27 protein-coding genes are annotated in these 24,663 nt (G+C 68.9%); 13 read left to right on the top strand and 14 right to left on the bottom strand.

Features of this window, described 5'->3' with window-relative positions; all coding sequences use genetic code 11:
• The first annotated feature begins 150 nt into the window (after window positions 1–150).
• The 3 genes from ACWIGI_RS31740 to ACWIGI_RS31730 all read left to right on the top strand — a co-directional run bounded on the left by ACWIGI_RS31740 (window position 151) and on the right by ACWIGI_RS31730 (window position 3,612).
• On the top strand, window positions 151–879 hold the full coding sequence (locus ACWIGI_RS31740; protein ID WP_454206553.1) for a HalD/BesD family halogenase: 729 nt from the start codon (window positions 151–153) through the stop codon (window positions 877–879).
• 61 nt (window positions 880–940) lie between these two features.
• Window positions 941–1,786, top strand: a complete 846-nt coding sequence (locus ACWIGI_RS31735) for a class I SAM-dependent methyltransferase (protein ID WP_454206551.1) — start codon at window positions 941–943, stop codon at window positions 1,784–1,786.
• Window positions 1,787–1,809: 23 nt separating this feature from the next.
• Entirely contained in the window at window positions 1,810–3,612 is a 1,803-nt protein-coding gene (locus ACWIGI_RS31730) for a choline/carnitine O-acyltransferase (protein WP_454206549.1), read from the top strand.
• 327 nt (window positions 3,613–3,939) lie between these two features.
• Here ACWIGI_RS31730 and ACWIGI_RS31725 read toward each other — a convergent pair whose 3' ends face one another.
• Together ACWIGI_RS31725 and ACWIGI_RS31720 are read right to left on the bottom strand one after the other, a co-directional pair.
• Window positions 3,940–5,118 (bottom strand): NAD(P)/FAD-dependent oxidoreductase, encoded by a 1,179-nt coding sequence (locus tag ACWIGI_RS31725; protein WP_454206548.1) that lies wholly within the window; start codon window positions 5,116–5,118, stop codon window positions 3,940–3,942.
• Window positions 5,119–5,200: 82 nt separating this feature from the next.
• Window positions 5,201–5,728: a hypothetical protein gene (locus ACWIGI_RS31720; RefSeq protein ID WP_454206546.1), complete on the bottom strand. Its 528-nt coding sequence runs from the start codon at window positions 5,726–5,728 to the stop codon at window positions 5,201–5,203.
• Window positions 5,729–5,854: 126 nt separating this feature from the next.
• On the opposite strand from ACWIGI_RS31720, the gene ACWIGI_RS31715 reads away from it, so the two are divergent.
• From ACWIGI_RS31715 to ACWIGI_RS31695, 5 genes are all read left to right on the top strand, one after another.
• Window positions 5,855–6,403: a TetR/AcrR family transcriptional regulator gene (locus ACWIGI_RS31715; RefSeq protein WP_454206545.1), complete on the top strand. Its 549-nt coding sequence runs from the start codon at window positions 5,855–5,857 to the stop codon at window positions 6,401–6,403.
• A gap of 236 nt (window positions 6,404–6,639) precedes the next feature.
• Window positions 6,640–7,575, top strand: coding sequence for an alpha/beta fold hydrolase (locus tag ACWIGI_RS31710; protein WP_454206543.1), 936 nt, complete (start codon window positions 6,640–6,642; stop codon window positions 7,573–7,575).
• A 149-nt stretch (window positions 7,576–7,724) separates the two neighbouring features.
• The gene (locus ACWIGI_RS31705; RefSeq protein WP_454206542.1) at window positions 7,725–8,924 is read left to right on the top strand and encodes a hypothetical protein; all 1,200 of its coding nucleotides are present in this window, start codon (window positions 7,725–7,727) and stop codon (window positions 8,922–8,924) included.
• Window positions 8,908–9,675, top strand: coding sequence for a hypothetical protein (locus ACWIGI_RS31700; RefSeq protein ID WP_454206540.1), 768 nt, complete (start codon window positions 8,908–8,910; stop codon window positions 9,673–9,675). Before ACWIGI_RS31705 ends, ACWIGI_RS31700 begins: the two co-directional genes overlap by 17 nt.
• 274 nt (window positions 9,676–9,949) lie before the next feature.
• Window positions 9,950–10,738 (top strand): MerR family transcriptional regulator, encoded by a 789-nt coding sequence (locus ACWIGI_RS31695; protein ID WP_454206538.1) that lies wholly within the window; start codon window positions 9,950–9,952, stop codon window positions 10,736–10,738.
• A gap of 64 nt (window positions 10,739–10,802) precedes the next feature.
• Here the strand turns inward: ACWIGI_RS31695 and ACWIGI_RS31690 are convergent, their stop codons facing one another.
• Window positions 10,803–10,976, bottom strand: a complete 174-nt coding sequence (locus ACWIGI_RS31690) for a hypothetical protein (RefSeq protein WP_454206536.1) — start codon at window positions 10,974–10,976, stop codon at window positions 10,803–10,805.
• A 128-nt stretch (window positions 10,977–11,104) separates the two neighbouring features.
• On the bottom strand, window positions 11,105–11,482 hold the full coding sequence (locus ACWIGI_RS31685) for a DoxX family protein (protein ID WP_454206534.1): 378 nt from the start codon (window positions 11,480–11,482) through the stop codon (window positions 11,105–11,107).
• Between the two features lie 112 nt (window positions 11,483–11,594).
• Between ACWIGI_RS31685 and ACWIGI_RS31680 the strand changes: the two genes are divergently transcribed.
• Entirely contained in the window at window positions 11,595–12,485 is an 891-nt protein-coding gene (locus ACWIGI_RS31680) for a LysR family transcriptional regulator (RefSeq protein WP_454206532.1), read from the top strand.
• Between the two features lie 241 nt (window positions 12,486–12,726).
• Entirely contained in the window at window positions 12,727–14,178 is a 1,452-nt protein-coding gene (locus ACWIGI_RS31675; protein WP_454206530.1) for an amidase, read from the top strand.
• A 29-nt stretch (window positions 14,179–14,207) separates the two neighbouring features.
• Here the strand turns inward: ACWIGI_RS31675 and ACWIGI_RS31670 are convergent, their stop codons facing one another.
• The 4 genes from ACWIGI_RS31670 to ACWIGI_RS31655 form a co-directional block, all read right to left on the bottom strand.
• Window positions 14,208–14,660 carry a hypothetical protein gene (locus ACWIGI_RS31670; RefSeq protein ID WP_454206528.1) on the bottom strand — a complete coding sequence of 151 codons (453 nt, stop codon included), beginning with the start codon at window positions 14,658–14,660 and terminating at the stop codon, window positions 14,208–14,210.
• Between the two features lie 83 nt (window positions 14,661–14,743).
• On the bottom strand, window positions 14,744–15,457 hold the full coding sequence (locus ACWIGI_RS31665) for a type 1 glutamine amidotransferase domain-containing protein (RefSeq protein ID WP_454206526.1): 714 nt from the start codon (window positions 15,455–15,457) through the stop codon (window positions 14,744–14,746).
• Between the two features lie 40 nt (window positions 15,458–15,497).
• Entirely contained in the window at window positions 15,498–16,415 is a 918-nt protein-coding gene (locus ACWIGI_RS31660; RefSeq protein ID WP_454206524.1) for an acetoacetate decarboxylase family protein, read from the bottom strand.
• Between the two features lie 73 nt (window positions 16,416–16,488).
• Window positions 16,489–17,064, bottom strand: a complete 576-nt coding sequence (locus ACWIGI_RS31655; protein WP_454206522.1) for a TetR/AcrR family transcriptional regulator — start codon at window positions 17,062–17,064, stop codon at window positions 16,489–16,491.
• Window positions 17,065–17,126: 62 nt separating this feature from the next.
• Here ACWIGI_RS31655 and ACWIGI_RS31650 point away from each other — a divergent pair, with 62 nt between their 5' ends.
• Entirely contained in the window at window positions 17,127–18,410 is a 1,284-nt protein-coding gene (locus tag ACWIGI_RS31650; RefSeq protein ID WP_454206521.1) for an NADH:flavin oxidoreductase/NADH oxidase family protein, read from the top strand.
• Between the two features lie 117 nt (window positions 18,411–18,527).
• The gene (locus ACWIGI_RS31645; RefSeq protein ID WP_454206519.1) at window positions 18,528–19,766 is read left to right on the top strand and encodes a thiolase family protein; all 1,239 of its coding nucleotides are present in this window, start codon (window positions 18,528–18,530) and stop codon (window positions 19,764–19,766) included.
• A gap of 106 nt (window positions 19,767–19,872) precedes the next feature.
• Here ACWIGI_RS31645 and ACWIGI_RS31640 read toward each other — a convergent pair whose 3' ends face one another.
• Window positions 19,873–20,274, bottom strand: a complete 402-nt coding sequence (locus ACWIGI_RS31640; RefSeq protein WP_454206517.1) for a DUF4259 domain-containing protein — start codon at window positions 20,272–20,274, stop codon at window positions 19,873–19,875.
• A 534-nt stretch (window positions 20,275–20,808) separates the two neighbouring features.
• Between ACWIGI_RS31640 and ACWIGI_RS31635 the strand changes: the two genes are divergently transcribed.
• The gene (locus ACWIGI_RS31635; RefSeq protein WP_454206515.1) at window positions 20,809–21,243 is read left to right on the top strand and encodes a hypothetical protein; all 435 of its coding nucleotides are present in this window, start codon (window positions 20,809–20,811) and stop codon (window positions 21,241–21,243) included.
• Window positions 21,244–21,349: 106 nt separating this feature from the next.
• On the opposite strand, the gene ACWIGI_RS31630 is transcribed toward ACWIGI_RS31635, so the two are convergent.
• The 5 genes from ACWIGI_RS31630 to ACWIGI_RS31610 all read right to left on the bottom strand — a co-directional run bounded on the left by ACWIGI_RS31630 (window position 21,350) and on the right by ACWIGI_RS31610 (window position 24,600).
• Window positions 21,350–21,712 (bottom strand): nuclear transport factor 2 family protein, encoded by a 363-nt coding sequence (locus tag ACWIGI_RS31630; protein ID WP_454206513.1) that lies wholly within the window; start codon window positions 21,710–21,712, stop codon window positions 21,350–21,352.
• A 77-nt stretch (window positions 21,713–21,789) separates the two neighbouring features.
• On the bottom strand, window positions 21,790–22,563 hold the full coding sequence (locus ACWIGI_RS31625; protein ID WP_454206511.1) for a phosphotransferase: 774 nt from the start codon (window positions 22,561–22,563) through the stop codon (window positions 21,790–21,792).
• 165 nt (window positions 22,564–22,728) lie between these two features.
• Complete coding sequence (locus tag ACWIGI_RS31620; RefSeq protein WP_454206509.1) at window positions 22,729–23,424, bottom strand: hypothetical protein; 696 nt, start codon at window positions 23,422–23,424, stop codon at window positions 22,729–22,731.
• Window positions 23,425–23,636: 212 nt separating this feature from the next.
• Window positions 23,637–23,891, bottom strand: a complete 255-nt coding sequence (locus ACWIGI_RS31615; RefSeq protein WP_454206507.1) for a hypothetical protein — start codon at window positions 23,889–23,891, stop codon at window positions 23,637–23,639.
• Window positions 23,892–24,183: 292 nt separating this feature from the next.
• Window positions 24,184–24,600, bottom strand: coding sequence for a YybH family protein (locus ACWIGI_RS31610; protein ID WP_454206505.1), 417 nt, complete (start codon window positions 24,598–24,600; stop codon window positions 24,184–24,186).
• Window positions 24,601–24,663: the final 63 nt, after the last annotated feature.

Below are 24,663 nucleotides of genomic sequence, written 5' to 3'. Positions count from 1 at the left end.
GGGGGTTGTGGGGGGGGGGGGCCGGGGGGTTGGCTCGCTGGTGGGCGGTCTGTTCATACGTCGCCCGCTGCGCGGGGGCGGGGGCGGGCGGGGGGGGCGGGGGGGGGGCGGCCCCCCCCCCGCGCCGATCTCGCGGCCGACGGCTGTACCGTGCTGCGCGGGTTCATCCGCCCCGATCTGATCGAGACCCTGCGCGAGGAGGGCGTCGCGCTCGCCCCGCACGCCTACTACGCGGTCGAGCGCGTCAACGCGTACAACATCCCGCTCGATACCGAGCTGCCCGCCGAACATCCCGGGCGTATGGTGCTCGAACGCGGGAACGCCTTCGTGGCCCGCGATCTCATTCCCGCCGAGGCGGTGGTGCACCGGCTCTACACCCATCCGCGGTTCCAGCAATTCATCGCGGACTGCTTCGGCCTGGAGACCTTGCACGAGTACACCGATCCGCTGGCCGGGCTCTGCCTGAACGTCGTCGCGCCCGGAATGTCGCATCCCTGGCATTTCGACACCAACGAGTTCACCGTCAGCATGCTCACCCAGGAACCCGAATCCGGCGGCATCTTCGAATACTGCCCGAACATTCGCTCGCGCACGGCGGAGAACTTCGGCGACGTGCACGCCGTACTGCGCGACGAGGGCGATCATCTGGTGCGCAAGCTCGAGCTACGCCCCGGCGACCTGCAGCTGTTCCAGGGCCGGTTCTCCCTGCACCGCGTCGCGCCGGTTGCCGGTGCGGTGCAACGGCATTCGGTCATCTTCGCGTACAGCGACATTCCGGGCGTGATCGGCACCGCCGAGCGCTCGCGCCAGCTGTTCGGCCGGGTCACCCCCGAACATCTCGCCGCCGCGGCCGTGCGCGGCGATGGCCTGCTCGACTGACACCGCTCCACAGCTCCACCGCTCGACCGATAGATCGCTCGACTGAGAAGAGGACCAGCACGTGCCAGCCTCGTCCCGCAGCACCGTCCTGCACAGCACCGGGAAAGCCTCCTTCGACGACATCTACGACCGCCCCGATCCGCGCGCGTACCTCGCCCGTATGTCCGAATTGGACTATCGGATACCGGAACTGGCCAAGCCGCATTTCCAGCGGTTGCTCCGCGACCATCGCGCCGCCACCGGCATCACCGCCCCGACCGTGCTGGACATCGGCTGCTCCTACGGCGTGAACGCCGCGCTGCTGCGCCTGGACACCGACATGACCGATCTGTTCGCCGGCTACCGCGAGACCGCGGCCCTGGACTCGGTCGAGCTCATCGCCCGCGATCGGGCCCGCCTCCTGGAGCACGATCAACTACCCGGAGTACGCTTCATCGGTATGGATTCCTCCAGTCCCGCACTGGATTACGCGCGCGGCGCCGGTTTCCTGCATGCCACCGTGCACGCCGATCTCGAGTCCGCCGACCCGACCGAGCCGCAGCGCCGGACCCTGGCCACCGCGGATCTGGTCATCTCCACCGGATGCGTCGGATACGTCACCGATCGGACCCTGCTGCGCGTGGCCCGCGCGCACGGTGAGAAGCTGCCCTGGATGGCGCACTTCGTGCTGCGCATGTTCTCGTTCGACCCGATCGCCGCTCGCCTGGCCACCCTCGGATATCAGACCGAACTGGCGCCCGGAGCCTTCCGGCAGCGTCGCTTCGCCTCCGAGGAGGAACAGGCGCAGGTACTGAACAGTTTGGCCGCCAAGGATATCGACACCGACGACCTGGAATCGGACGGCTGGCTCTACGCCCAGCTGTACCTGTCCCGGCCGTCAACCGACCCAGCCACCGATCACCCCTGACCATCCGACCACGAGGACAAGCATTGAGCGAACGGACCTTCGCCCACGACGATCAGCTGCCGCGGGTGCCGCTGCCCACGCTCGAGGAGAGCTGCACCCGGTTCCTGCACTGGAGCGCGCCGCTGCTGACCGGCGACGAGTACGCCGCCACCGCGGCGGCCGTCGAGGATCTGCTGCGCCCGGACAGCCCGGCCCGCACGCTGCACGCCGATCTGGAGCGATTCGACGCCGAACCCGGCGTCGGCAGCTGGCTCGACGAGTTCTGGCCCTCCCGGTACCTGGGCCGCCGCGACCGCATCGCGCTCAACGCGAACTTCTTCTTCCTGTTCCACGATGACACCGCGCTGGCGGCCTCCACCTCGGCCGATCAGGCCGAGCGGGCCTCCGCGCTCATCACCGCGGCGGTGGACTACAAGCTGCGCCTGGACGCCGAGGAGATCCCGCCGGTCACCCAGCGCGGGCAGCGACTCAATATGGCGCAGAACAAGTTCCTGTTCTCCGAGACCCGAATTCCCGGGGAACCCCAGGACACCGTGCGCGTGCCGTACACCGACGACTGGCCGGGTCATTCGCAGGCCCGGCACATCGTGGTCTTCTACCGCGGCAACATGTTCCGGATGGACGCGCTCGGCCCCGCCGGCGTGCCCCACACTCCGGAGGACCTGACCGCGGGCCTGCAGGCGGTGATGAAGGCCGGTGCGCGCCGGGCGGCTGTCAACGCCTCCGCCGGGCATCTGACCACCCTGGCCCGCGTCGAGTGGGCGCCGGTGCGCGCGGAGCTGCTGTCCGCCAACGCCGCCGCCTTCGAGACCATCGAAACGGCGCTGTTCTGCGTGTGCCTGGAGGACTTCGCGCCGCGCGACACCCTGCACGCGTGCGATCAGCTCCTGCACGGCGACAGTGGCAATCGCTGGTTCGACAAGGCGGTGTCCTTCGTCGTGTTCGCCGACGGGCAGACGGGTATCAACGTCGAGCACTGCGGGCTCGACGGCACCACGATCCTGTCCTTCGTCGACACGCTGCTGCAGGATCCGGTGGGAACCCATGCCGAGCGCTCGGGCGCCCAGGCTCAGGGCCTGCCCGCGATCGAGCCGATCGAGTTCGAGCTCGAAGCCCAGCACCGGGCCGTGATCGCGTCCGCCGCAGCCGCTTTCGCGCAGTTCGCGGCCGACACCGCCACCTCCACGGTGTCCTTCGATTTCGGCACCTCGTACGTCAAGACCCTGGGCATCTCCCCGGACGCGTTCGCGCAGCTGAGCTACCAGCTCGCGCACCGGCGCAGCAAGGGCCTGACCGGGGCCACCTACGAGTCGATCGCCACCCGCCAGTACCGCGACGGCCGCACCGAGGCCATGCGGGTGGTGACCACCGAGATCCTGGATTTCGTTGCCGCCATGCAGGATCCGGCGGCCGATGCCGAGACCAAACTGGCCGCGGCGCGGGCGGCGGCGGCCGCGCACGTGCAGCGGGCCCAGGAGTGCCAGCGCGGTGAAGCCCCCGAACAGCACCTCTGGGAGCTGCAACTGCGCCAGCGCCGGAGCGGAGAGCGGCTGGGCGCGACCGAACCGATGGCCTTCTTCGACAGTCCCGGCTGGCGCATCAGCCGCGACGACTACCTGAGCACGAGCTCGGCGCCCTCGGTCAACATCCAGTACTTCGGTTTCGGCTCCACCAGCCCGACCTGCATCGGCATCGCCTACGTGCTGCTGCCCGATCACTGGAATCTGTACCTCGCGACCCCGAAGTCGGTGGCCCACGAGATGCACGAGTTCGCCGCGCAATTGCGCATCGCGGCAGACGAATTGGCGGCGTTGCTGACGCCCTGACCCGGAAGCGGTTGTGACGGGCCACAAGGGGTGTTCGCCGCCCGGTGCTTGTTACGACACATCGACTACCACCCCGGCTCGCCGGTCGCATGCGGCGGGTGAGCCGGGGCGGTGGCGCACGGCAGTTCGGGATGCCGAGCGCTACGCTGATTCGGCCCGCCGGTGATGTCGGCGGGCCGAATCGCGTCGCTGTCCTTCGAACCGCCGCACCTGTGCAGCGCGTGGCCTGAGCGGCAGCGGGGGACTCGGCGAGCCCGCCACGCGCCGGGGATTCGTGACAGCGGCGCTGCGGGTGCGGGCGACGGCAGCCGGGACAGCCGCCCGGGATCAGCGAGCGGGCTGGGTCGCGTCGCGGCGCTCACGCAGCCGGTCCGCCCGCGTCCGGTCCGAAACCCAGGTCAGTGCACCGGGTTTGCGGGACTCGGTCACCAACTCCTTCACCGTCTGCTTGCAGACCAGCTCCTTCAGCGTGGCTCCGGGCCGTCCGCCCAGATACATCCGCTTCGGGCGGTCGTCCCGGTCGGCGACCTGGAAGATGCCCGCGCGCCGGCCGAGGCTGAGGCAGAGTCCGGCGAACCCGAGGCTGATGGGTTCGGGGTGTTCGCCCGCTATCCGGGCCAGGACGGTGTCGGCGGCGTGCGCGCCCAGCGGCCGCGCGGCCTGGCAACTCATGCGGTAGGGCAGGTTCGACGGGGCGGCCGAGTCGCCCGCCGCCACGATGTGCCGGTCGTCGACGCTGGTCAGCGTCTCGTCGGTGAGCAGGCGGCCCAGCGCGTCGGTGGTCAGGCCGCTGCGGGCGGCCAGATCCGGTGCGCCGAATCCCACGGTCCAGATGGTCACCGCGCTCGGCAGTTCCGCGCCGTCGGCCAGGCGCACCGCGTCGCGGGTCACCGCGGTGACGCGGGCGGCGGGTCCCTCGAGCACGGTCACGCCGAGTTTCGCCAGGCGCTTGACCGCCGAGCGTCGGGCCTTGGGATGCAGGTAGGTTCCGAAGGCGGCGCCGCAGATCATGGTCACCGCGCGGCCCGCCTCGGCCAGTTCGGTGGCGATCTCGAGGCCGGTCGAACCCGCCCCGACGACCGTGACCGGTGCGTCGTCGGGGGTGGCGCCCAGCACCGGGCGCAGGCGCTCGGCCTCCTCGAAAGTGGCTATCGGATAGGCGAATTCGGCCGCGCCGAGCACTCCCGGGTCGGCGCTCCCGCTGCCGACGGCGTAGATCAGGTAGTCGTAGCCGATGTCGCCACCGCTCGCCAGCTCGAGCTGCTGGACGTCGGGGTCTATGCGCGTGACCGTGTCCACCAGCAGTCGCACCGTCGGGGCCAGCAGGTCCCCGTAGTCCATGACCGCGTCGTCGGACCCGGTGACCAACTGGTGCAGGCGAATTCGCTCGACGAACTCGGGGCGGGGGTTGATCAGGGTGACCGTGACGCCGTCGCGCTGGGTCAGGCGATTGGCGGCCAGCACGCCCGCGTAGCCGCCGCCGATCACGATGACATCGGTGTTCATGGTGTTCTCTTTCGTTCGGTGAGAGGTCGGCTCCGGACCGTGACCGGAGCCGGGTGAATGCGTTCGAGCGCGCGGGGTTCGGCTAGCCGTTCGCGTGCCCGGTCGCGACGCGCTCGCCGGCGTTCTCGAGCAGGGTCCGCACGAACCGCAGGTGCGCGGGCAGCGCCCGATCCCACACCGCGCGTCCGGCCGGTTCGTCGAAGCGGATGAAGGTGGCCAGCAGCACGCCGCGCTCGTCGCGCCGGAACAGCAGCTGACCCTCGAACCCGAAGTCCGAGGCCACCTGCAGCAGTACGAAATCGGGTTCGGCGTGTGCGATCGGCCAGCCCTGCACGGTGCGGGTCGCGCCGATCGGATGCCGGCGCAGCGCGATCTTCTGCCAGGCTTGTTCGAGGTCGGCCCGCATCTCCGCCGAGGCGCCCTCGAGGATGATGCGCGCCCACTGTTCGGCCGGGAACGCGGCGGCGTTCGCGGTACTCAGCAGGGTCGCGTCGATGTGCCCGATATCGGTCAGGGTGCTGAACTCGAGGTCCTCCGGGCCCAGCTCGATCTCCCGGACGTTCGCCCGCTCGATCAGGTCGTTTTGTTCGTTCGCGTCGTGTCGCGTCATGTCTTTCCCCGTGGATGGTCGCAGGTCGGCGGCGAATCTCCGCTCGCACCAATAGATACAGAACAGTACTGTATCTATCGAGGATGATGTAATCAAGAGCCCCTGCGACTGATTGGTTGACTGCCGATGGCCCCTCCGGTGCGAACTCCCCGGCAAGCCTGGATCGACGCCGCCCTGGGCATTCTGGCCACCTCCGGCCCGGACGCCGTCCGGGTGGAAACCCTTGCGGCGGAACTGGGAGTGACCCGCGGCGGCTTCTATCGCCAGTTCGCGGGCCGCCAGGAACTGCTCGACGCCGTGCTCGACGCCTGGGAACATCGCGCGATCGACGACGTCCTGCGCCGCCTGGCCGAAGACGACGGCGACGCCAGGTCCAAGGTCCGCAAGGCCGGCCGCTGGACCCTGTCCCGCGATCTGATGCCCATCGACCTAGCGGTGCGCGAGTGGGCCCGCCGCGATCCCGCCGTGGCCGCCCGCCTCGAACGCGTGGACACCAGCCGCATGACCTACCTCCGTGACCTGATCGGGACCCTGCACGCCGACCCCCGAGAGGTGGAGGCCCGCAGCCTCCTGGCCTTCTCCCTGATGATCGCCGACTACCTGATAACCCTCACCCCCGAGACCGGTACACGGGCCGAAATCGCGGCCGCCGCAACGGATCTGATTCTGGGATAGCGCGCCGCACCCGGTCCGAACGCGCGGGCGGCCTCCGGGGTGAGGTTGCTCGCGGCCGGGCCTGCGACGCTGTCGGGTTCCGCGCGCAGCGTGGCGGCGACGGCCCGGGCGTCGCGGGGGCGGAACCTGTCGCCGGCGGTGAGAGGCCGCCGCGCCGAGGGCCGGGGGCGTTCGTCACCCCGAGGTGAGTGAGAGAATCGAGCGCACTGCGGTACCGGGTCGACGAGGGGAACGACATGGCCGAGATCAGCGGCGGCGCACGACCGGCATGGGTCGACGACGACCTGTTTCCGTTCGAGAGCCGGTTCATGGACATCGACGGGCACACAGTGCACTACGTCGACGAGGGGGCGGGTCCGGTCCTGCTGTTCCTGCACGGCAACCCGACCTGGTCGTTCCTGTGGCGTGAGGTCATCGCCGCGATGCGGGGCGACTTCCGGTGCGTCGCACTGGATTACCCGGGATTCGGGTTGTCGGCGGCGAAGGGCGGCTACCGTTTCCTGCCCGAGGAGCACGCGGAGGTGGTCACCGGATTCGTCGACGCGCTCGGGCTCCGGGATGTCACCCTCGTGGGCCAGGACTGGGGTGGGCTGATCGGGCTGGCCGTCGCCCAGCGGCGTGCTGGGGTCTTCACCCGCTTCGTCCTCGCCAACACCTGGGCCTGGCCCGTCAACGGCATCCTGCACTTCGAGGCGTTCTCGCGGATTCTCGGCGGCGCGCCCGGCCGCCACCTGGTCCGCAGGTTCAACCTCCTGGTGAACACCTTCATCCCCACCGGCCACCGCAGGCGCACACCCACCCCCGCCGAGATGGCCCACTACCGCAACGCCCTGGACACTCCCGCCCGCCGCGAGGCCTCGGCCATGTTCCCCAACCGGGTGCTGGCGAGCCGGGAGTTCTTCGCCGAGGTGGAGTCCGGCCTCCCCGCGATCTCCGATGTTCCGACCCTGATCGTCTGGGGCGCGGCCGATATCGCCTTCCGGCCGGTCGAACGCGAGCGCCTCGAGGCCACCTTCGCCGACCACACGACCGTCATCGTCGAGGGCGCGGGCACCTACGTGGAGTCCGATGCCCCCGAGGAGTTCATCGCGGCCCTGCGCTCGTGGCTCACGCTGAATCCGGCGACCGAGGGATCGGTGACCGAAGGACCGGTGGCGAAATTCGATAGGTAGTTCGCGCTCGATCTGGCTGACGGTTGGGTTTCCTGTCGCGTGTGGCGCCTGACGTAGGGTGAAAGTCCGCTTCCGATTGTCCAGGTGTGGTGCGCAGGGGGTGGCGGGCGTGGCGCACCACCGGAAGTTCGAACGGTGGTTACCGAGCGATGAGCACGACGCAAGCCCGGATCGACGGTGGCGACAACATCTTGATCGCGCCCGACGGGGTGGGGTGCGGGGACTTTTTCGGCGTCGTCCGTACGCCGGAGGAGCTCGCGGCCGGGGCGGTGGACGTCGAGGGGAAATCTGTTTACCTGTGCGGGGATCCGGCCGAGATCGACGCGGCCGTAGTGCGTTCGGCCGCTCGGGCGTTCGTCGTCCGGGAGTTGACAGGCGGCGAACACGGCGACGGGTGGACCCGGATCGATGTAGGCAGGGTTCCCGTCCGTGTGCACGGCGCGGGTGTGTACTACCGCCGCTTCTTCGACCCCGCCGACGACCATTTCGGCCGGATCGGCGCCGAGCACGTCTTCCAGTCGCTGACCGAGTCGACCAAGCCGGGGGCCGCCCACCGGAGCGGCATCTACCTGACGCCGGTGCGTCGTGAGGGCGCGGATCTGCATTTCCGGCTGCTGCGGTGTTCGACGAATCTCTCCGGGCCCACCGAGGGGTTCGGGCCGACCGACGCGGACATCGTGGCGGCGCTGAATCGTGAGGCCGCCACCATCTTCCGGGACGGCGCGCCCCTGAATCACGTGCTCGCCCAGATCTATCACAACACCCGCGCCACCCCCGAGCGCAAGCAAGCCAAAGCCAAGATCTCGGCGCACGCGGACAAGACCAAGGACATGCCCGGTAACGGGATCATGGCGTTCTGCACGTTCTACGACGGGCTCGACCGGCTGGAGCCACTGGCCGGGGATCCCTTCGATCGCGGCGTGCGCAACGTCAGCGGGCTGACCAAACTGCGCTTCCGCCTCAAGGATTCGGCTGCCGAGCACGCCGGCCCTGACCTGCCCGCGCAGTTCGAGCTGACCCTGTATCCAGGCTCCGTCTTCTTCATGCCGCTGTCGACAAACCGCCTGTACACCCACGAGATCCGGCCGTCGAGCCTGGACGCGGAGTCGCTGCCGACTCGGCTGGGGTACGTGGTGCGCTGCTCGAGCACCGAAGCCGTGCACAGGGATGGGCGGACATTCCTCAAACTGGCCGGCGGCCTCACGGAACTGGAGCAGCCGACGCCGGAGGGCATGGACGAGCTGCGCAGGCTGTACTCCGAGGAGAACAAGACCTCCGCGCACATCGACTACGGCGACCGGTTCGGCTTCAGCATGAATTCGGGGGACTACGTTGCTCCGCGCGTCTGAGGTCGCGCCCGGGATCGCCTCGTACACCGTGCCGTTCGAGCAGGAGTGGTACGCGGAGCTGTCGGCCTCGGTCCGGTGGGAAGAGCTCGGCACCGGCAGGCGCGGGGCCACGCTCACGAAATCCGATGCGGCGGGCGGTGTTCCGCTCGTGCGCACCACGACCCGGTACGAGAACCCCGCCCAGCCCTTCGGTCCGGTGCATGATCGTCTCGCGGAACGGATCAGGGCGGGGGCGGGTCTGCCCGCGACGTTCGACAACGCACTGATCGAGACCTACACGAACGCCTACGCGACCATGGGCAGTCACTCGGATCAGGCACTCGACCTTGCAGACGGCTCGCACATCGCGGTCTTCTCCTGCTACCGCCGCCCCGAACCGGCGGCCCCCAGGAAACTGATCGTCGAACCCAAAGGCTCGGCCGAGAGGTACGAGATCCCGCTGTCGCACAACGGTTTCGTGGTTTTCTCAGTCGAAACGAACCGCCTGCTCAAACACAAGATCGTGCTGGATACCCCCGCCCGCCCCGCGGAGAACGACTGGCTCGGCGTGACGTTCCGAACCTCGAAGACCCACCTCCGCTTCGAAAACGGCCACCCGCACCTCCCACACGGCGAACGCCTGACCCTCGCCGACGAGGATCAACGCCGGGAGTTCTATCAACTCCGCCGCCGCGAGAACAACGAACCCGGCTTCCGCTACCCACCCCTGACCTACACCGTCAGCTCGAGCGACCTGATCCCGCCCGGCTGACCGGTCGGCGCTTGCTATCGGAGCGAGGCGCTGGCCGCGTAGGGCTCGGAAAGTGCTGATGCCGAAGAGAACTCGGCGTTGCCGCCACGCCATCGCATGGTGCTCCGCGGGAGCCGGTTCTTCGGTGCGAACGCCCGGGTCCGTACCCGCCGTGGAACGTGGCACAGGACCGCCCGCCGCTCATCGCGGAGATCGCCACTTGCTCCTGACGTAACGTCAGGTCCTAACGTCCTCGATGCCCGCGCGAGGTGCGCAGGGGGAGGTGGTTCGCCGCATGGACGAGACGGGAATCGGGCGGGTGTGGAAGATCGGTGAACTCGCGGCGGAAGCCGGCCTGACGGTTCGCACACTGCACCATTACGACCGCATCGGGTTGGTGTGCCCGGCCGCGCGCACCGGAACCGGCCATCGCCGCTACACCGAGGCCGATGTCCGGCGCCTGTACCGGGTGCTGGCGCTGCGCCAGCTCGGGCTCGGTTTGGACCGGATCGCGGAGACGCTCGCCGGGACCGTGCCCATGGCACGGGTACTGGCGGCGCATCGCGACGGCCTGGCCGCGCGATTGACCGCGATGAGCGAGCTGCACGCGCTGGTCAGCGCTCTCGCCGACACCGCCGAGCAGCGTCCCGGCCTGAGCACGGACCACTTCCTGGGATTGATCAGGAGGACCGCCATGATCGACGACAACCACTTCACCCGCGAGAACGCACGGGCGTTCGCGACCCTCTACTTCGCTCAGCTCACCGCACGGCAAGGCGCACTGCGGTTCTGGTACGCCGCGGACGCGCGGCTCACCCTCGGCGACGTCGCGCGCGTCGGCCCGTCGGCGATCGTCGACGAACTCGTCCGGATCCCGGCTGCGGGGTACACGGTCGACGCCGTCGAGCTCGAGCCCGATACCGAAACCCGCACGTTGTTCCGGGTGACGGGAACGCTGCTGCCGGACCGTGCCGTACGGGCGCGGCCTTTCGAGGCAGAGTTCACGGTGAACAGGTCCACGGCGGACGCGGCCTACCTGATCGCCGATCAGACGCTCCGGGAGTTCGACAGTGTTGCAAGCTAACTCGCTCGAGCGAGCAGGAATGCGGGATGCCTGAAGGTTCCCGCATCGCTGTTGGCGACGCCGCCTACCCGCCGTACAGCCGGATGAAGTCCTGCGCCGGGTCGATGCTGGGAACGGTGAAGCTCGACGACGTGCCCGCCACCTGCGTCTCTTCCACGAACGGCGTGGGCTCGGGCGGGAGGTGGCGCCAGTGGGCGCGCGGGTCCTCGACCGGCTCCGGGCTGGTGTTCGATGGCATGACGGCCCCCTTCTCGATCCGTCACCCCATGGTACGCGGGATGGATCGGGGTCGGCGGGATGTGTTGGGGCGCAGGGTGAACGGCAGGTGGGCATCGATCGCCGCCCGTCGGCGGGCGGACATGTCGCTCAGAACGGCTCGAGGGCCAGGCGGCCCACGACGATGAACACGGCGAGAGCCAGATAGACCGAATTCACCGCGACCAGCGCGGGTTGACCGTAGCGGGCGTGGGTGCGCATCGCGCCGACCATGAGCAGGATCCACGCGCCGGCCGTGATCGCCACCGTCACCGGGGCGATATCCAGGACGGCGGGCAGGATCAGCCCGACCGCCGCCAGCAGCTCGGTCACGCCGAGGGATTTGATGGCGCCGGGGGAGTAGTCGGCGGTCCACTCGCCACCGTGCGCCGCGGCCAGCTTCGGCTTGGGCAGAAAGGTTTTGGTCATTCCGCCGGCCAGCGCGACGGCGGCGAGCAGGCCGGTGGCGATCCAGAGCGTGAGGTTCACTGCGGTCTCCGATTGTGCTGAGTGGCGTGGGTTGGACGCATTCAGCTTCGATCCGGGCCATCGGGCGAACAAGGTACGGTTCGTGCACCGATCAATAACTCTGGAGTTATCAGTGGAGCTGCGCGACATCGAGATCTTCCTGACCCTCGCCGAGGAACTGCACTTCGGCCGGACCGCCGAGCGCCTGCACGTGTCCCAGGCCCGGGTCAGCCAGGCGGTGCGCAAACAGGAACGGCGCCTGGGTGTCGAGCTGTTCGAGCGCACCAGCCGCACCGTGCGCCTGACCTCGGTCGGCCGCCGCCTGCGCGAGGACCTCCAGCAGGTGCAGGACCTGCTGCACGCGGCCCTGGAACGGGCGGAGGCAACGGGCGCCGGGGGCGGAAAGTCGGTGCGGCTCGGGGTGTTCGGGCACGCCGGACACGAACTGCGGCCACTGCTCGACGCGTACGCCGCCCGCTACCCGGGTGCGGAGGTGAGCTTCGCCGAGGTCAACGGCGGGGATTCGTTCACCTCGCTGCGCACCGGCGACAACGACGCGAACGTGCTGTGGCTCCCGGTCGCCGAACCCGATCTGACGGTCGGCCCGACCGTGCTCACCGGGGGACGCGTCCTGGCCGTGTCTGCCGACCATCTACTGGCCGCACGCGGCGTCGCCGATCTCGAGGACCTGGCCGACTATCGGGTCGCCGATCTGGGACCCGACGCCCCCGAATACTGGGTCGCGGCCATGGTGCCCACGCACACCCCGCGGGGCCGCCGTATCGCGCGCGGCCCGATCGCCCGCACGTTCCACGAACTGCTGTCCCTCGTCGCGACCGGTGAGTGCGTGCACCCGCTCGGTGAGATCGCCGCTCGCTACAACAGCCCGCCGGGGATTGTCTTCCTGCCGATGCCGGACGCCCCGCTGCTGCACTGGGCGCTGGTCTGGCGCACGGCCGCGGAGAACTCCGCCCTGCGCGCGCTGGCCGCGCTCGCCACCGATAGGGGACCGATTCGGTTGTGAGAATTCCCGATCGGCGTGCGCCGCGGGCGATTTCCGCCACCGAGCGGTGAGACATCGCTCCCATTGCGCCCGGTGCGCATTCCGTGCCCTTGCCGCCGGCGTGTATTCGCTGTTGGCGTCCTGACCGCCGGGATGGCGTTAATCGAGGTATTCGCTCGGCCCGGAACAACGGCACCGCACGATTCTCGTTGCGCGATAAGTCATTTTATGGCTTTCGCGGCCCGTGCATACCGTCGATTCCATGGAATGGAGCTTTCGATCGGCGGCAGAACTCGGGACAGCGTTGCGGTCGGGTGCGGTGACCTCGGTGGCACTGACGGAGGAGGCGATCGCCCGTATCGAGCGCGACGACGAGGCGATCAACGCGATGTGCGTCCGCGATTTCGACCGGGCACGGACCGCTGCCCGGAACGCGGACCGGGCGCGCGCCCGCGGCGAGAACGGCCCGCTGCTCGGAATTCCGGTGACGGTCAAGGAGTCCTACGACATGGCCGGACTGCCGACGACCTGGGGTATGCCGCAGTACGCGAATTACGTTCCTGCGCAGGACTCGCTGCAGGTGTCACGTTTGAAATCCGCCGGTGCGGTGCTTCTCGGGAAGACCAACGTTCCGGTGACCCTGCGAGATATCCAGACCTACAACGACATCTACGGCGTCACCACGAATCCGTGGGATCGCGACCGCACCGCGGGCGGCTCGTCGGGCGGTTCGGCTGCGGCCCTGGCGGCCGGCTTCGGCGCCCTCTCGATAGGCACGGACATCGCCGGATCACTGCGCACACCCGCGCATTTCTGCGGCGTCTACGCACATAAACCGACCCTCTGCCTCGTACCGACCCGGGGCATGATCGCGCCGCCCGCCCCACCCCTGCCGATCGATCTCGACCTCGCCGTGGCCGGTCCGATGGCCCGCACCTCGAGCGACCTCACGCTGCTGCTGGATGTCATGGCCGGACCCGACCCGCTGACCCACGGCGTCGGCTACGACCTCGCCCTGCCGCCCGCGCGTCACGAGCGACTGTCGGACTTCCGGGTGCTGATCGTCGAGGACCATCCGGTCATTCCCACCGGATCGGCGGTGCGCGCGGGCCTGCGTCGCGTCGCCCGGGCGCTGTCGGACGGGGGCGCCCGCGTCGAACACCACAGCTCCCTGCTCCCGGATCTCGCCGACGCCGCGACGATCTACATGCTGCTGATGATGTCGACCGCCGCCGCGAGCCTGCCCGCCGAAGTCTACGAGCAGCTGCGCGCCCGCGCCGCCGCACTGCGTCCGGACGACAGCGGCCTGGACGCGACGCGCCTGCGAGGCACGGTGCTCAGTCACCGCGAGCGGGTCGAAGCGAACCACCACCGCGAGCTTCACCGGCAGCAGTGGCGTCACCTGTTCACCGAGTTCGACGTGGTGGTCTGTCCCATCACCCCGACCCCCGCTTTCCCGCACGACCACGCCGGCGGACTCGACGACCGCCGGATCGACATCGACGGCACCCCACACGCCTACTTCGACCAGCTCGTGTGGGCCGGTGCGGCCACGATGCCCGGCCTGCCCGCCACCGCGATCCCGACCGGCCCGTCACCCGAGGGCCTCCCGGTAGGTGTGCAGCTCATCGGGCCGATGCTCGAGGACCGCACCCCGCTCCGGCTGGCCGAGCTCCTCGAAGCGTGTCTCGGCGGGTTCCGGCGCCCCGAATAGGACTGCGCCGCAACCGGATACGTAATGGCTCAGTGCGAGCGCCGAACCAGCCCGTCGAGACCGGAGATCCAGCGTGCGGTATCGGAGAGGATGAAGCCGTACTCGCCGTCGGCGGTCGACACCACCATGTGCGTGGTCCCACCGTGCACCGCGCCGTTGAACGCCTTGGACTCCCGGACGCCGGTGACGGCGGCGACCGGGATCTCGATCAGTTTCGAGGTGGCGGTGCGGAAGACCAGGCGTCGGCCGGTCAGCCCGATTCGCCCGCTGTTCTTGACCTTGGGGGCGCCGGGCACGGTCGAGCCCCGATAGCTGCCGCGCTCCATCGGCAGAATGACCGTCTCGGCGGCCATGCTCGCCGCCAGTTCCTGATCCAGCCGTGCGTTCTTCCCTCGGAAGTGGACCACGACGGGCACGATCCAGAGCAACTGGACCAGGATGACAACCAGGACGATGCCGATCACCACGAGGGCGACGCTCACGGCGCTCTCCGTTCCTCGACGACGGCACCGGCGCACACCGCTGCCCGCGAGAATCGTATGCCCGATCGTTGCCGAAGGGGAGGTCAACGCCGCCGATCGCCCGGTTTTTCGGCGCCCAGCCGTGTGGCGACCGCGCGCGCCGTCCGCTTGGCCGAGCCCGGGTTCTGCCCGGTTACCAGAGTGCCGTCCACCACCGTGTAGGGAACGAACGGCAGCATGGCCTTCTCATACAGTGCGCCACGCTTTTTCACCTCGGCCTCGGCGTTGTAGGGCACGAGCTTGTCCACGCGGGCCAGCACCTCCTCCTGCCACGCGAAGCCGGTGAGTTTGCGTCCGGCGACGAGATGGGTGCCGTCGGACAGCACGGTGTTCAGGAGTCCGCAGTACCCGTGGCAGACCGAGGCGACGATGCCGCCGTGCTCGAAGATCTCGCGGGTGATCCGCTGCAGCCCGGCGCTGTCGGGGAAGTCGTACATGACCGCGTGCCCGCCGGTGAAGAAGATGGCGTCGTAGTCCGCCGAGGCGATGTCCTCGGGCGCGGCGGTGTTCTCCAGCAACGCCATTCGGGCCGGATCGCCGTGCCAGGACTTCGCTGACCTGTCGTAGTTGGGGAACTTCAGCGACCGTGGTTCCAGCGGAACGTGACCGCCGGCCGGGCTGACGAGGGTCTGCTCGAATCCGTTCGCGGCGAACACCTCCCACGCGTGCGAGAGCTCGGACAGCCAGAGCCCGGTCGGATGCGAAGGGTCGTCATAGTGCCCGACGTTGGTGACGACATTCAGAACACGCGCGACCATGGTTCCTCCGGTGCTGTCGTAGGGACTGTGAACTCGAAAGTCATTGCGGTACCGCGTGTACGGACGTGGGGATCGGCATGTGCAGGGCGTTCTGCCCGGCCGTCATGACGTCGAGTCGAATGGTTCGCGACGGTCGCAGGGAACGGATGTCGTCGGATATCCGGCCGGTACCGAGCCGCAGCTCGACACCCCGCGGGAGCTGTGCGGTGCCGGAGGCCAGGACGTTGGTCTGGCTCAGCGTCGAATGCCAGGCGCCGTCGATGGTCGTGTAGGAGGTCAGGCTCGAAATCCGTTCACCCGAACCGGTCGTGACCTGGCGCGGGGTGCGCGCGGACAGGCTCACGTCGGTGTCGCCGTCCGCGTTCGCGACCCGGGCCACCACGCGCGCGTCGTCTATGTCGACGTCGATGCCGGTGACCCACTTCGGGAACCCGTACCCGTCGTGACCGCGCACCTGGGCGATGTCGCTGCTGACGGGCAGCGACAGCACGTACGTGTGCAGGTGATCGTTCGCCAGGCCCGTGATCAGGTCGAACAGGCCCGGGCCGCCGTGCCGCGCGGGCCGCACGCCGATGCCGACCGCGGCCTCGGTGTAGAAGTCGATGTCGCACACCTCGTACCGGAAGAACATGACCGATACGACCCCGATCCCGGACGCGAGCTGCAGCGGGGACAGTTCCCGGGGCAGGCGCGCGCGGATCGCCCGCAGCGGCGCGAGCATCGTCAGGCGCGCGGTGGAGATCCGGTAGTAGAAGTTCGGCGTCCAGGTGGGCCCGATCGGTGAGTCGACCCGGGTTTTCGGCAGGCGCCGGAAGAAGTCGACGCCGGGAACTCGCGGATCCGTCGCGACGGCGTCGAGATCGGTGTTCATCCGAAAGCGGTCGTAGAGACCGCCTTTCGGGACCGCGATCGAGTGGCGGCCCAGTTCTACGACGACCTGCTGTGGTGCGGGTGCCATACCAACCCCTAATGTAGACAGCGCTTACATCGGATGAGGCTAGAAGCTGATGTGAGCACTGTCAACATGCCGGTTATGTGTGCGCGGACAGGATCGCCGCGAAGGAGGCGCGAATCTGCGCGGCGCGCGCGTCGGGGGAGTCCGCGGCCAGCTTGCCGTCCAGGTGCAGGCAAGCCAGCCCGTGTGCGAGACCCCAGCCTGCTGCGGCCAGCGCCTCCCGATCGCCGTCGGGGAAGACCTGTCCCATGCCGAAGCGCAGCAGCTCGTGGATCTCCTCCGCGGCTCGGGCGCGGTCCTCGTCCGACCTGTCGCAGGGGTTGCCGAACATCAGGCGGAACAGCGCGGGCCTGCGCAGAGCGAACTCGACGTAGGCGACCGCGAAGTCACCGAGATCCGCCGGGGCCGTGGGCAACTCGCGTCCGGTGAGCAGATCCTCCCGTAGGTCGCGCAGGCCCTGGGCGGCCAATGCGGACTCGAGCGCGTCCCGGTCCGCGAAGTGGCGATAGGGCGCGGTTGGGGAGACGCCCGCCTCGCGTGCGACCGCGCGCAGGGAGAACGGCTCACCGGCTTCGAGCATGCGCATCGCGGCGGTCAGGAGCGAGGCGCGCAGGTCGCCGTGATGGTAACCACCCTTCGCTGAAGTTGACACTGCTTACATTCCTTTCTAGCCTCATGTTAGCAATGTAAACATACCGTACGCAGGAGCCACCGATGTCAGTGACACCCCCTACCCCGGGCGAGCTCGACGAGGCCGTCCGCACCTCGCCGGTCTTCGACCCGTTCACCCTCCCGAACGGGGCCGTCATACCCAACCGCCTCGCCAAAGCCGCCATGGAGGAGAACATGGCCGCGCCCGGGCAACTGCCCGGCGAGGCGCTGTTCCAGCTGTACCGCCGCTGGAGTCTGGGCGGTGCCGGGTTGATCATCACCGGCAACGTGATGGTGCACGCCGAGGCGCTCACCGGTCCGGGCGGTGTCGTCCTGGACGAGCGGTCGCCGCTGGAACCGTTCCGGCAGTGGGCGATCGCAGCCAAGAGCGGCGGTGCGCGGGTGTGGATGCAGATCAACCATCCGGGCCGTCAGGTTCGCGCGGACATGCCCGGCGTGGCCTGGGCGCCGTCGGCGATCCGGGTCGACATCGGCCGCAACAGCGGGCGTTTCGCCGCGCCGGTGGCGATGAGCGCGCAGCAGATCGAACAGACCGTCGGCCGATTCGCCGAGACGGCGCGCCGGGCCGAGGCCGCGGGGTTCGACGGCGTGGAAATCCATGCCGCCCACGGCTATCTGCTCTCGCAGTTCCTCTCGCCGCTGTCGAATCGGCGCACGGACGAGTGGGGCGGGACGCTGGAGAATCGGGCCAGGCTGCTGCTCGACATCGTGCGCGCGGTGCGGGCCGTCGTCGCGCCCGGCTTCGCCGTCGCGGTGAAACTGAACTCCGCCGATTTCCAGCGCGGCGGATTCGACGCCGACGACGCCGCCGCGGTGATCGCGCTGCTTGCCCCGCTGGGCGTGGATGTGGTCGAACTGTCCGGCGGCAGTTACGAAGCCCCCGCCATGACCGGGCAGGCCGGTGACGAGCGGACCCGCGCGCGCGAGGCGTACTTCCTCGGGCTCGCCGAAGACCTCGCGGTCTCGAGTCCGCTGCCGCTGATGCTGACCGGCGGGGTGGTGCGGCTGCCGGTGGCCGAGGAAATCCGTTCCGGCGGAATCGATCTCGTCGGTATGGGTAGTGCGCTGGCGCTGGACCCCGAGCTGCCGAATCGGTGGCGGCACGACCCCGCGGCCGCGGTCGTGATCGCACCGGTGCGGATGCGGGACAAGGCCGTCGCGTCCGCGGCGAGCATGGCCCGGGTGCGGCAGCAGCTGCGCAGGCTCGGTGCGGGGCGCGACCCGCGCCCGGGTATCCATCCCGGCTGGGCGCTGATCAAGGAGACCCTGCTCCAGCGGCGCGCGCTGCGCGGCTATCGGCGCTGGTTGCGCGGGCGGGCCGCGTAGGGCGAAAACCGCACGGGACGAAGTCTTTCGCCTGGAACAGCGCTCCGGCTGGCAAGATCGAAAACGCTGACTCGGCTCGTTCGAAGCAGCTTCGAGGACACGATCGAAGGAGATGTCATGACGGAAGCGTTCGTGCTCGGTGGTGTCCGGACCCCGTTCGCTCGATACGGTGGTTCGCTGTCGCATATTCGGACCGACGACCTGCTGGGTATGACCATGAAGGGCGCGTGCGAGCGCGTCGGTGTCCCGCTGGATCAGATCGAGGACATCGTCGCGGGCTGTGTGAATCCCGCCCACGAGGGCATGGGTGACATCGCCCGGTGGGCGGCCCTGGCGGCCGGTTTCCCGGACACCGCCGCCGGCGCGACGATCAACCGGTTCTGCGCGTCGTCGCTGAGCGCGACGATCAATGTCGCGCACGCGATCAAGGCCGGAGACCTGGGCGTCGGGATCGCCTGTGGCGTCGAGTCGATGTCGCGCTCGGGCTACGCGTACATGAAGGGCGACGCCGCGTTCGCGCCCCGGGGTCCGCAGATCCTGCTCGACACGATGTGGGCGGGCGCGGGCGGTCCGGCGAATCCGGCGCTGCTGGGGCGCAACGCCTACATCGGCATGATCGAGACCGCGCAGAAGGTGGCCGACCGCTACGGGCTGACGCGCGAGGAGATCGACGCGTTCGCCCTGCGTACCCAGCGAAACGCGCTGGCGGCCAGGAACTCCGGGCGGCTGGCGAAGGAGATCATGCCGGTCGAGATCCCGGGCACGCGCAAGACACCCGCCCGGTTGTTCGAGCACGACGAGTTCATCCGCGAGGACACCACGGCCGAACGCCTGGCCGCCCTGCCCCCGCAGCCGGGCACGACACAGATGACCGCGGGCAACTCGACGCCGCTGACCGACGGCGCCAGCGCGCTGGTGCTGGCCTCGGGGGAGCGGGCCGCCGAGCTCGGGGTGGAGCCGCTGGCCCGGGTCGTGTCGTCCGCGGTGTACGGGATCGACCCGCAGTACATGGGGCTGGCGCCGGCGTGGGCGCTGCCGCTGGCGCTCGAGCGGGCCGGTCTCGCGCCCGAGCAGATCGACGTGTGGGAGGTGCACGAGGCGTTCAGTGCGCAGGCGCTCGGCGTGCTGCGCGAATTGCCCAATCAGCTGGGCGGTTTCACGATTCCCGACGAGAAGCTGACGCCCAACGGCGGGTCGGTGGCGATCGGCCATCCCTTCGGCGCGACCGGTGGCCGGTACGTGCTGACCCTGGCGACCGAGCTGCGCGAGCGCAACGCGCGGTACGGGGCGATCGGGGTGTGTGTCGGGTCCGGGCAGGGCGTGGCGCTCGTGCTGGAGAACCCGGCCGCCGCCTGAGGTTCTGGGTTGTCTTTCGGCAGCCCGATGCGCTCGGCCGTGCGCCGGGGAGACAGCCTCGGAGTGACATGATGTGGCGCCGGGGCGGTTCGTACTCGCCCCGGCGCTACCCCGCGTACTCGGCTTCTTCCCGCTCCCTCGCGGTGGCGACGGCGATGGCGCGATCGAACGTCCCCGCGAGCGTGGCACGCCGCGCGGTCTTGAATTCCTCGTCCGGCCCGAGCTCGTCGATGTACCCGTCCCACACTCGCAGGTACCGCTCCCGCCACTCACCCAGCGTGGCCGCCGCCGGGAATGTCGTTCCCACCCTTGCCGGTTCGGCCAGCTGCACCAGAATCTCGAGCCAGGCCGGGACCATGTCCCCGCCCCACTCGTCCGGCTCGAGAGGCGTGTCGTCCTCCGGGTCCTGGAATTGCTCACTGATGTTCCCGATGAGCAGGTCGGTGATTTCCCCGAGCCCGTCCGCGGCGGTGTCGCTGTCGAAGTTCCCCGGACCCCAGACTCCCATGCCAACCTCTTCGCTCGACCCGCGTGTTTTCGCGGGGAGCGTATCAAGGTGGGGTGGGGTGGGTTGTTCGCCGATGGGCGGGTTACCGCTTCGAGGCGCTCCGCTTCGTGCCGGTGGGTTCGGTCGACCGATGGGTGCCGGCGGCTCGTCTGAACTCTGTGCTGGTCGATGGCGAGTGTCAGCGCGTTGTTCGTCCAAAGTGGTTCGGGGCGGACATATTCGAGCGTTGTCGGAGCTTGTCGATAGGCTTCGCCGACCATCGAGTGGAGCGGGCAACGGCCGTGCACGCCGGTAGCTCCGGGGCGGTGGTATTCGGGCCGACAGGGTGGGGCATTGATGATCGAAACAGCGTCGTCGCGGAAGCGTGGCGGGCACAAGTTGTTGCGATGGCGGCGTGGGCTGTTCGGTGCGGGAGCCGGACTTGCGGTCGTGGGGGTTGGAGTCGGCCTACTTCCTTTCCCTGACCTTTCGCCGTGCTGGTCGGCTCCCACGGGAAGCGCATTCGAGAGATCGCTGCTGATTGTCGGAGCCTTGGTGGGCTCGGCCCTGGTGCTGTCCGTGATCGCGACCGAGGCGGATGTGTCGCGCCCGGATCGAGCCGGTTCACTCGTCGGCCGGGTGCGGGGCGGGTTGGGATCGGCGGGAGTCGTGTGGCTGCTGTTCGGTGTACTCGTGTTGCAGCACACGGGAATTGCGACGTTCACTCACCACCTCGACGTGAACCGGATTCCGCCGATGACCGAGGGGTTTGCGGTTCTGACGTTGTGGGGTGCCACAGGCGCTCTCGGGGCCGGCGCCCTTCTTCATATCGCCGCGGTGTTGCGAACCCGCCCGCGCGTGGATTCGGCGCCCGCAGTGCAGGAGAATCGCGCCCGGAGTGTGATCGTCGGTGCGGTCGTGGGAATTGTGGTCACCGCCGCGCTGTGCGCGTACGCGTGGAGCGTTCCGACGTTCTGCGTCGTCGACTGACACCTCGTCGACTGCATCGGGACCTCTATCTCAGGCCATCAGCACCCGAGCCGCGCGATACCCGGGATCACCCAGGAGCGAATCGAATAGCGGCCGAAAGCCCTGCTCACTCCACTGTCGAGGCGTGAGCGGCAACGACCCGCCATCCCCGCGAGACGTCGTGTGCCCACGTGCGGGTGTAGCGCATCCGCGCCGCGAACGGCGCCCCCTGGACACTCCCTTCCAGTACACCGAGGAACCACGTGACCCCGGTGGTGCCCTCGACGAGCACGGTCAGCTTTTCTTCCTCGACCTTGGTCAGCACCTGAGCTCGCGTGCGGTGCACCTCGAGGTCGTCGGCTTTGGTGAAAGTGTCCGCGCCGAAGGTGAAGATCAGCCGATCGTCGAGCAACTCGTCCAGCGCCTGGACGTCCCCGCCCAACTGCGCCGCCTGCAGTCGCCGCTCGGCTTCCCGTAGCTCGGTCTCCATGGTGTCGACCCTGTCAGCTCGGCACCGGTGCGGCATCCCGTTTCGCTGTTGGCGCAATGCTTGCCAGGCATTCTGTTTCACGACGCCCGGTTGGTGTCGCGCCGGCTCGCCTGAGCCCTGAGCACGTCGATCTCGCGCCCCGGCGCCCCGGGATCGACGCCGTGCTCGATCAGCCATCGCACACCGCGCAGACTTCGCGCCGACCACCACGCCCGGATCACATCGAGATCCACGGGGGTGCCGTAGCCCGACAGGACATCCTCTAGGTGTTCCGGGTGACCGAGCGTCAGGGTGGCGATGTCGTATGCCGGATCACCCTGTGCCGCCTCGGACCAGTCGATAACCCCGGTGATTTCGTCTCCATCGACGAACACGTGCTCGAGCTGCAGATCCCCGTGGATGAACACCGGCGTGAACGACCGGATCGCGGCCTGCGCGATCTCGCGGTTGGCTGTGATTGTCTCGGCGGGAAGGACATCGTTCCGGACCAGCCACGCGCACTCGGTATCGAGTTCGGCTGCGAGGTGGTTCGGCGTGCGCGTGGGTCGTGGTGGCAGCGGTGCGTTGTGCAGTGTCCGAAGCGCCTCGCCCGCCGCAGCCCACGCGGCTGGTGCTGCGGACGACGGCTCGCCGAGCCGGCCCAGCGCGGATCCGCGTAAGGCCGAGAGTGCGAGCACGGAGGGCTTGCGCCACAGGATATTCGGTGTCGGGATCGGCGCGGCCACCATTGCCGTGACCTCGGCGTCCAGTCGTGCCTGGTCACCGTCGATCTTGAGAAACACATCACCTACCCGCACAGTCACGCGCTGTTGATGGGCGACAACGATTTTCACCTCTTCCACACCGGCCATTGTTCCGGGATGCTCGCCGAGTGGGGTATCCGGTGTTGACTGCCGTCATGGATGCGTTGGCACACCCTGCAGGCGGCGATCTGCACGATCTGCTCGGCCGCCCAACGCGCTCGGCACCGGGGTCATCGCCGCTGCGGTGCCGGCGGGAGAAGTTCTCGCGTGAGGTCAGGGGTTCGGCGGGGGCGGGTTGGTCGTCATGTTGGCGACGCCTTGGCCGATAGCCGCGCCGACGAGGGCCCCTGTGACCGCACCGCCGCCCGCTCCCAGCGCGCCCGCCAGCACGCACCCGCCCACGGCCCCGCCGATCGGTAGCGCGAGGAGCCCCGCACCCGTCTCCGGCGCCTCGGGCACGACCGTGAGGACCACGAACGGGGCCAGGGCCGCGGCCATCACCCCGCCCACGATCGCGCCGATCCCGGCGCCGATGAAGCATCCGGCCGCCGCGCCGGTGATGCCGCCCGCCACCGCTCCGATCGCGGCGCCCTCCCAGACCTGGGGCGGCGTCACGGGCTGTGCGGGGGTCGGGGGTGGAACCGCGGGGTCGTATTCCGCACGGTCGGTGTCGAGAACCGGTGTGAGAGTTACCTTGTCGGCGTCGACGACGAGGTCGACGGGGAACCGGAAATCGTCCAGCCGGAAGTACCTCGGGATCGTGCGGACGAGTGCGCCGCTCGCGTCGGCGATGACCACGCTGTCCGGATTGACCTGGATGGTGCCGTCCTGGACGGTGATGACGCCCCTGCCGTCGGCGACCTGGGCGTCGACCCGGACTTCGGCGGGATCGTCTGCGCCGGCGGGAACCGCCGCCAGGCCCGCCGCGGCGGCCACGGCGAGTACTGCCACTCTCCGGCTGCTGTTCATGTCGCTCCTGTCCCTGAGCCGATGGCTGAAGGGTGGCGAATTTCGGGCATCGGCACGGTCATGACGCGGGTGTCCGCGTGTTCTAGAGGAACTCGAGTCCGATCACGGTGGTGGTTGGTTAGCCACCGAGTGATAGTAATTCCTTGGCAAACATCGGGACGTCACGAATTGGTGACATGGCCGGAGGGCTTGTTCCGAATGGGTGGATGTCCTCAGCGTGGTGGCGTGTTCGGGGTGTCCGAGGGCGGTGGACTCGACGGTGTCGTCGGGGTCAGGGGGATGCTGATGGGTACCTGTTTGATCCGATAGATGGGTTCGTCGGTGGGTGTGATCCACGTGGTGTTCACTATGACCGTGGCGATCCAGATGAGCACGTACAGCGCTCCGGATGCCACAAGTAGTCGGCCGATCACGTTCCAGCGCAATCGGTATCGGCTGCGCCCTCCCTCCGGGGCGTCTTCGGCCACGTCGTACCTCCCTCGCCGCGCCTTCTCCGGCTGTATCGCGTTGCGGCGCTAACCATTACCGCTCGGCCGGAATTGGCAGTGGAGAGATCGATCGCGGGGAAGAATGGCTCGAGGGGCCCGCGTAGCTACGCGGACCCCTCCGGACCTCGGCCCGACTCGAACGGGCAACTGCCCTCTCCGAAACAGCGGACGCGCTCATCCGGCGGCCAACGCGCCTCAGGCGAGGTCGATGGGTACGCTAGCGCCCGATTCCCGCTGCGGGCAAAGCCATTTCGACGTGGTCGATGAGCAGTCACGCGATGTTGGTGTTGTGCAGCGCGCTGATCCACCACGCGCCAGCGCGCCGCACCGCGACCACCGTCCCGTGGTTGGCGAATACACGGTCGGGCGTGGAGGTCTCCTGTTTGAAATGCACCACCGCCGTGTCCTGGTCGAGCGTCGCCATGCTCAGCACCCGGACCCGCGTGGTCCAACTCGCGACGACGTTGGCCAGCCGCGCGGTGTGATAAGCGAACAGCTCGTCCCACCCGCGAATGAGTGTGCCGTCGGGAACGATGACCACCGCGTCCCGCGCGAACGGCCGGTCGAGGACGGCGGCCCGCTTGCTGTTGAATCCGTCCTCCAAGTCCGCGATCAGCGAGTGCAGTTGCGCTCGGTCGTCGTCGCTGATGGAGGGGGTGAATACTTCGGGACGCTCGGTTGTGGTCATGCCGGGAACACTATGTGTGGCTGGTCGGGGGTGGCCTCTGTCGAATGACCGGGGTTGTAGACA

It is taken from the genome of Nocardia sp. NPDC055321 (assembly GCF_053645575.1).
This window is presented reverse-complemented; position numbering and strand designations above follow the sequence as displayed.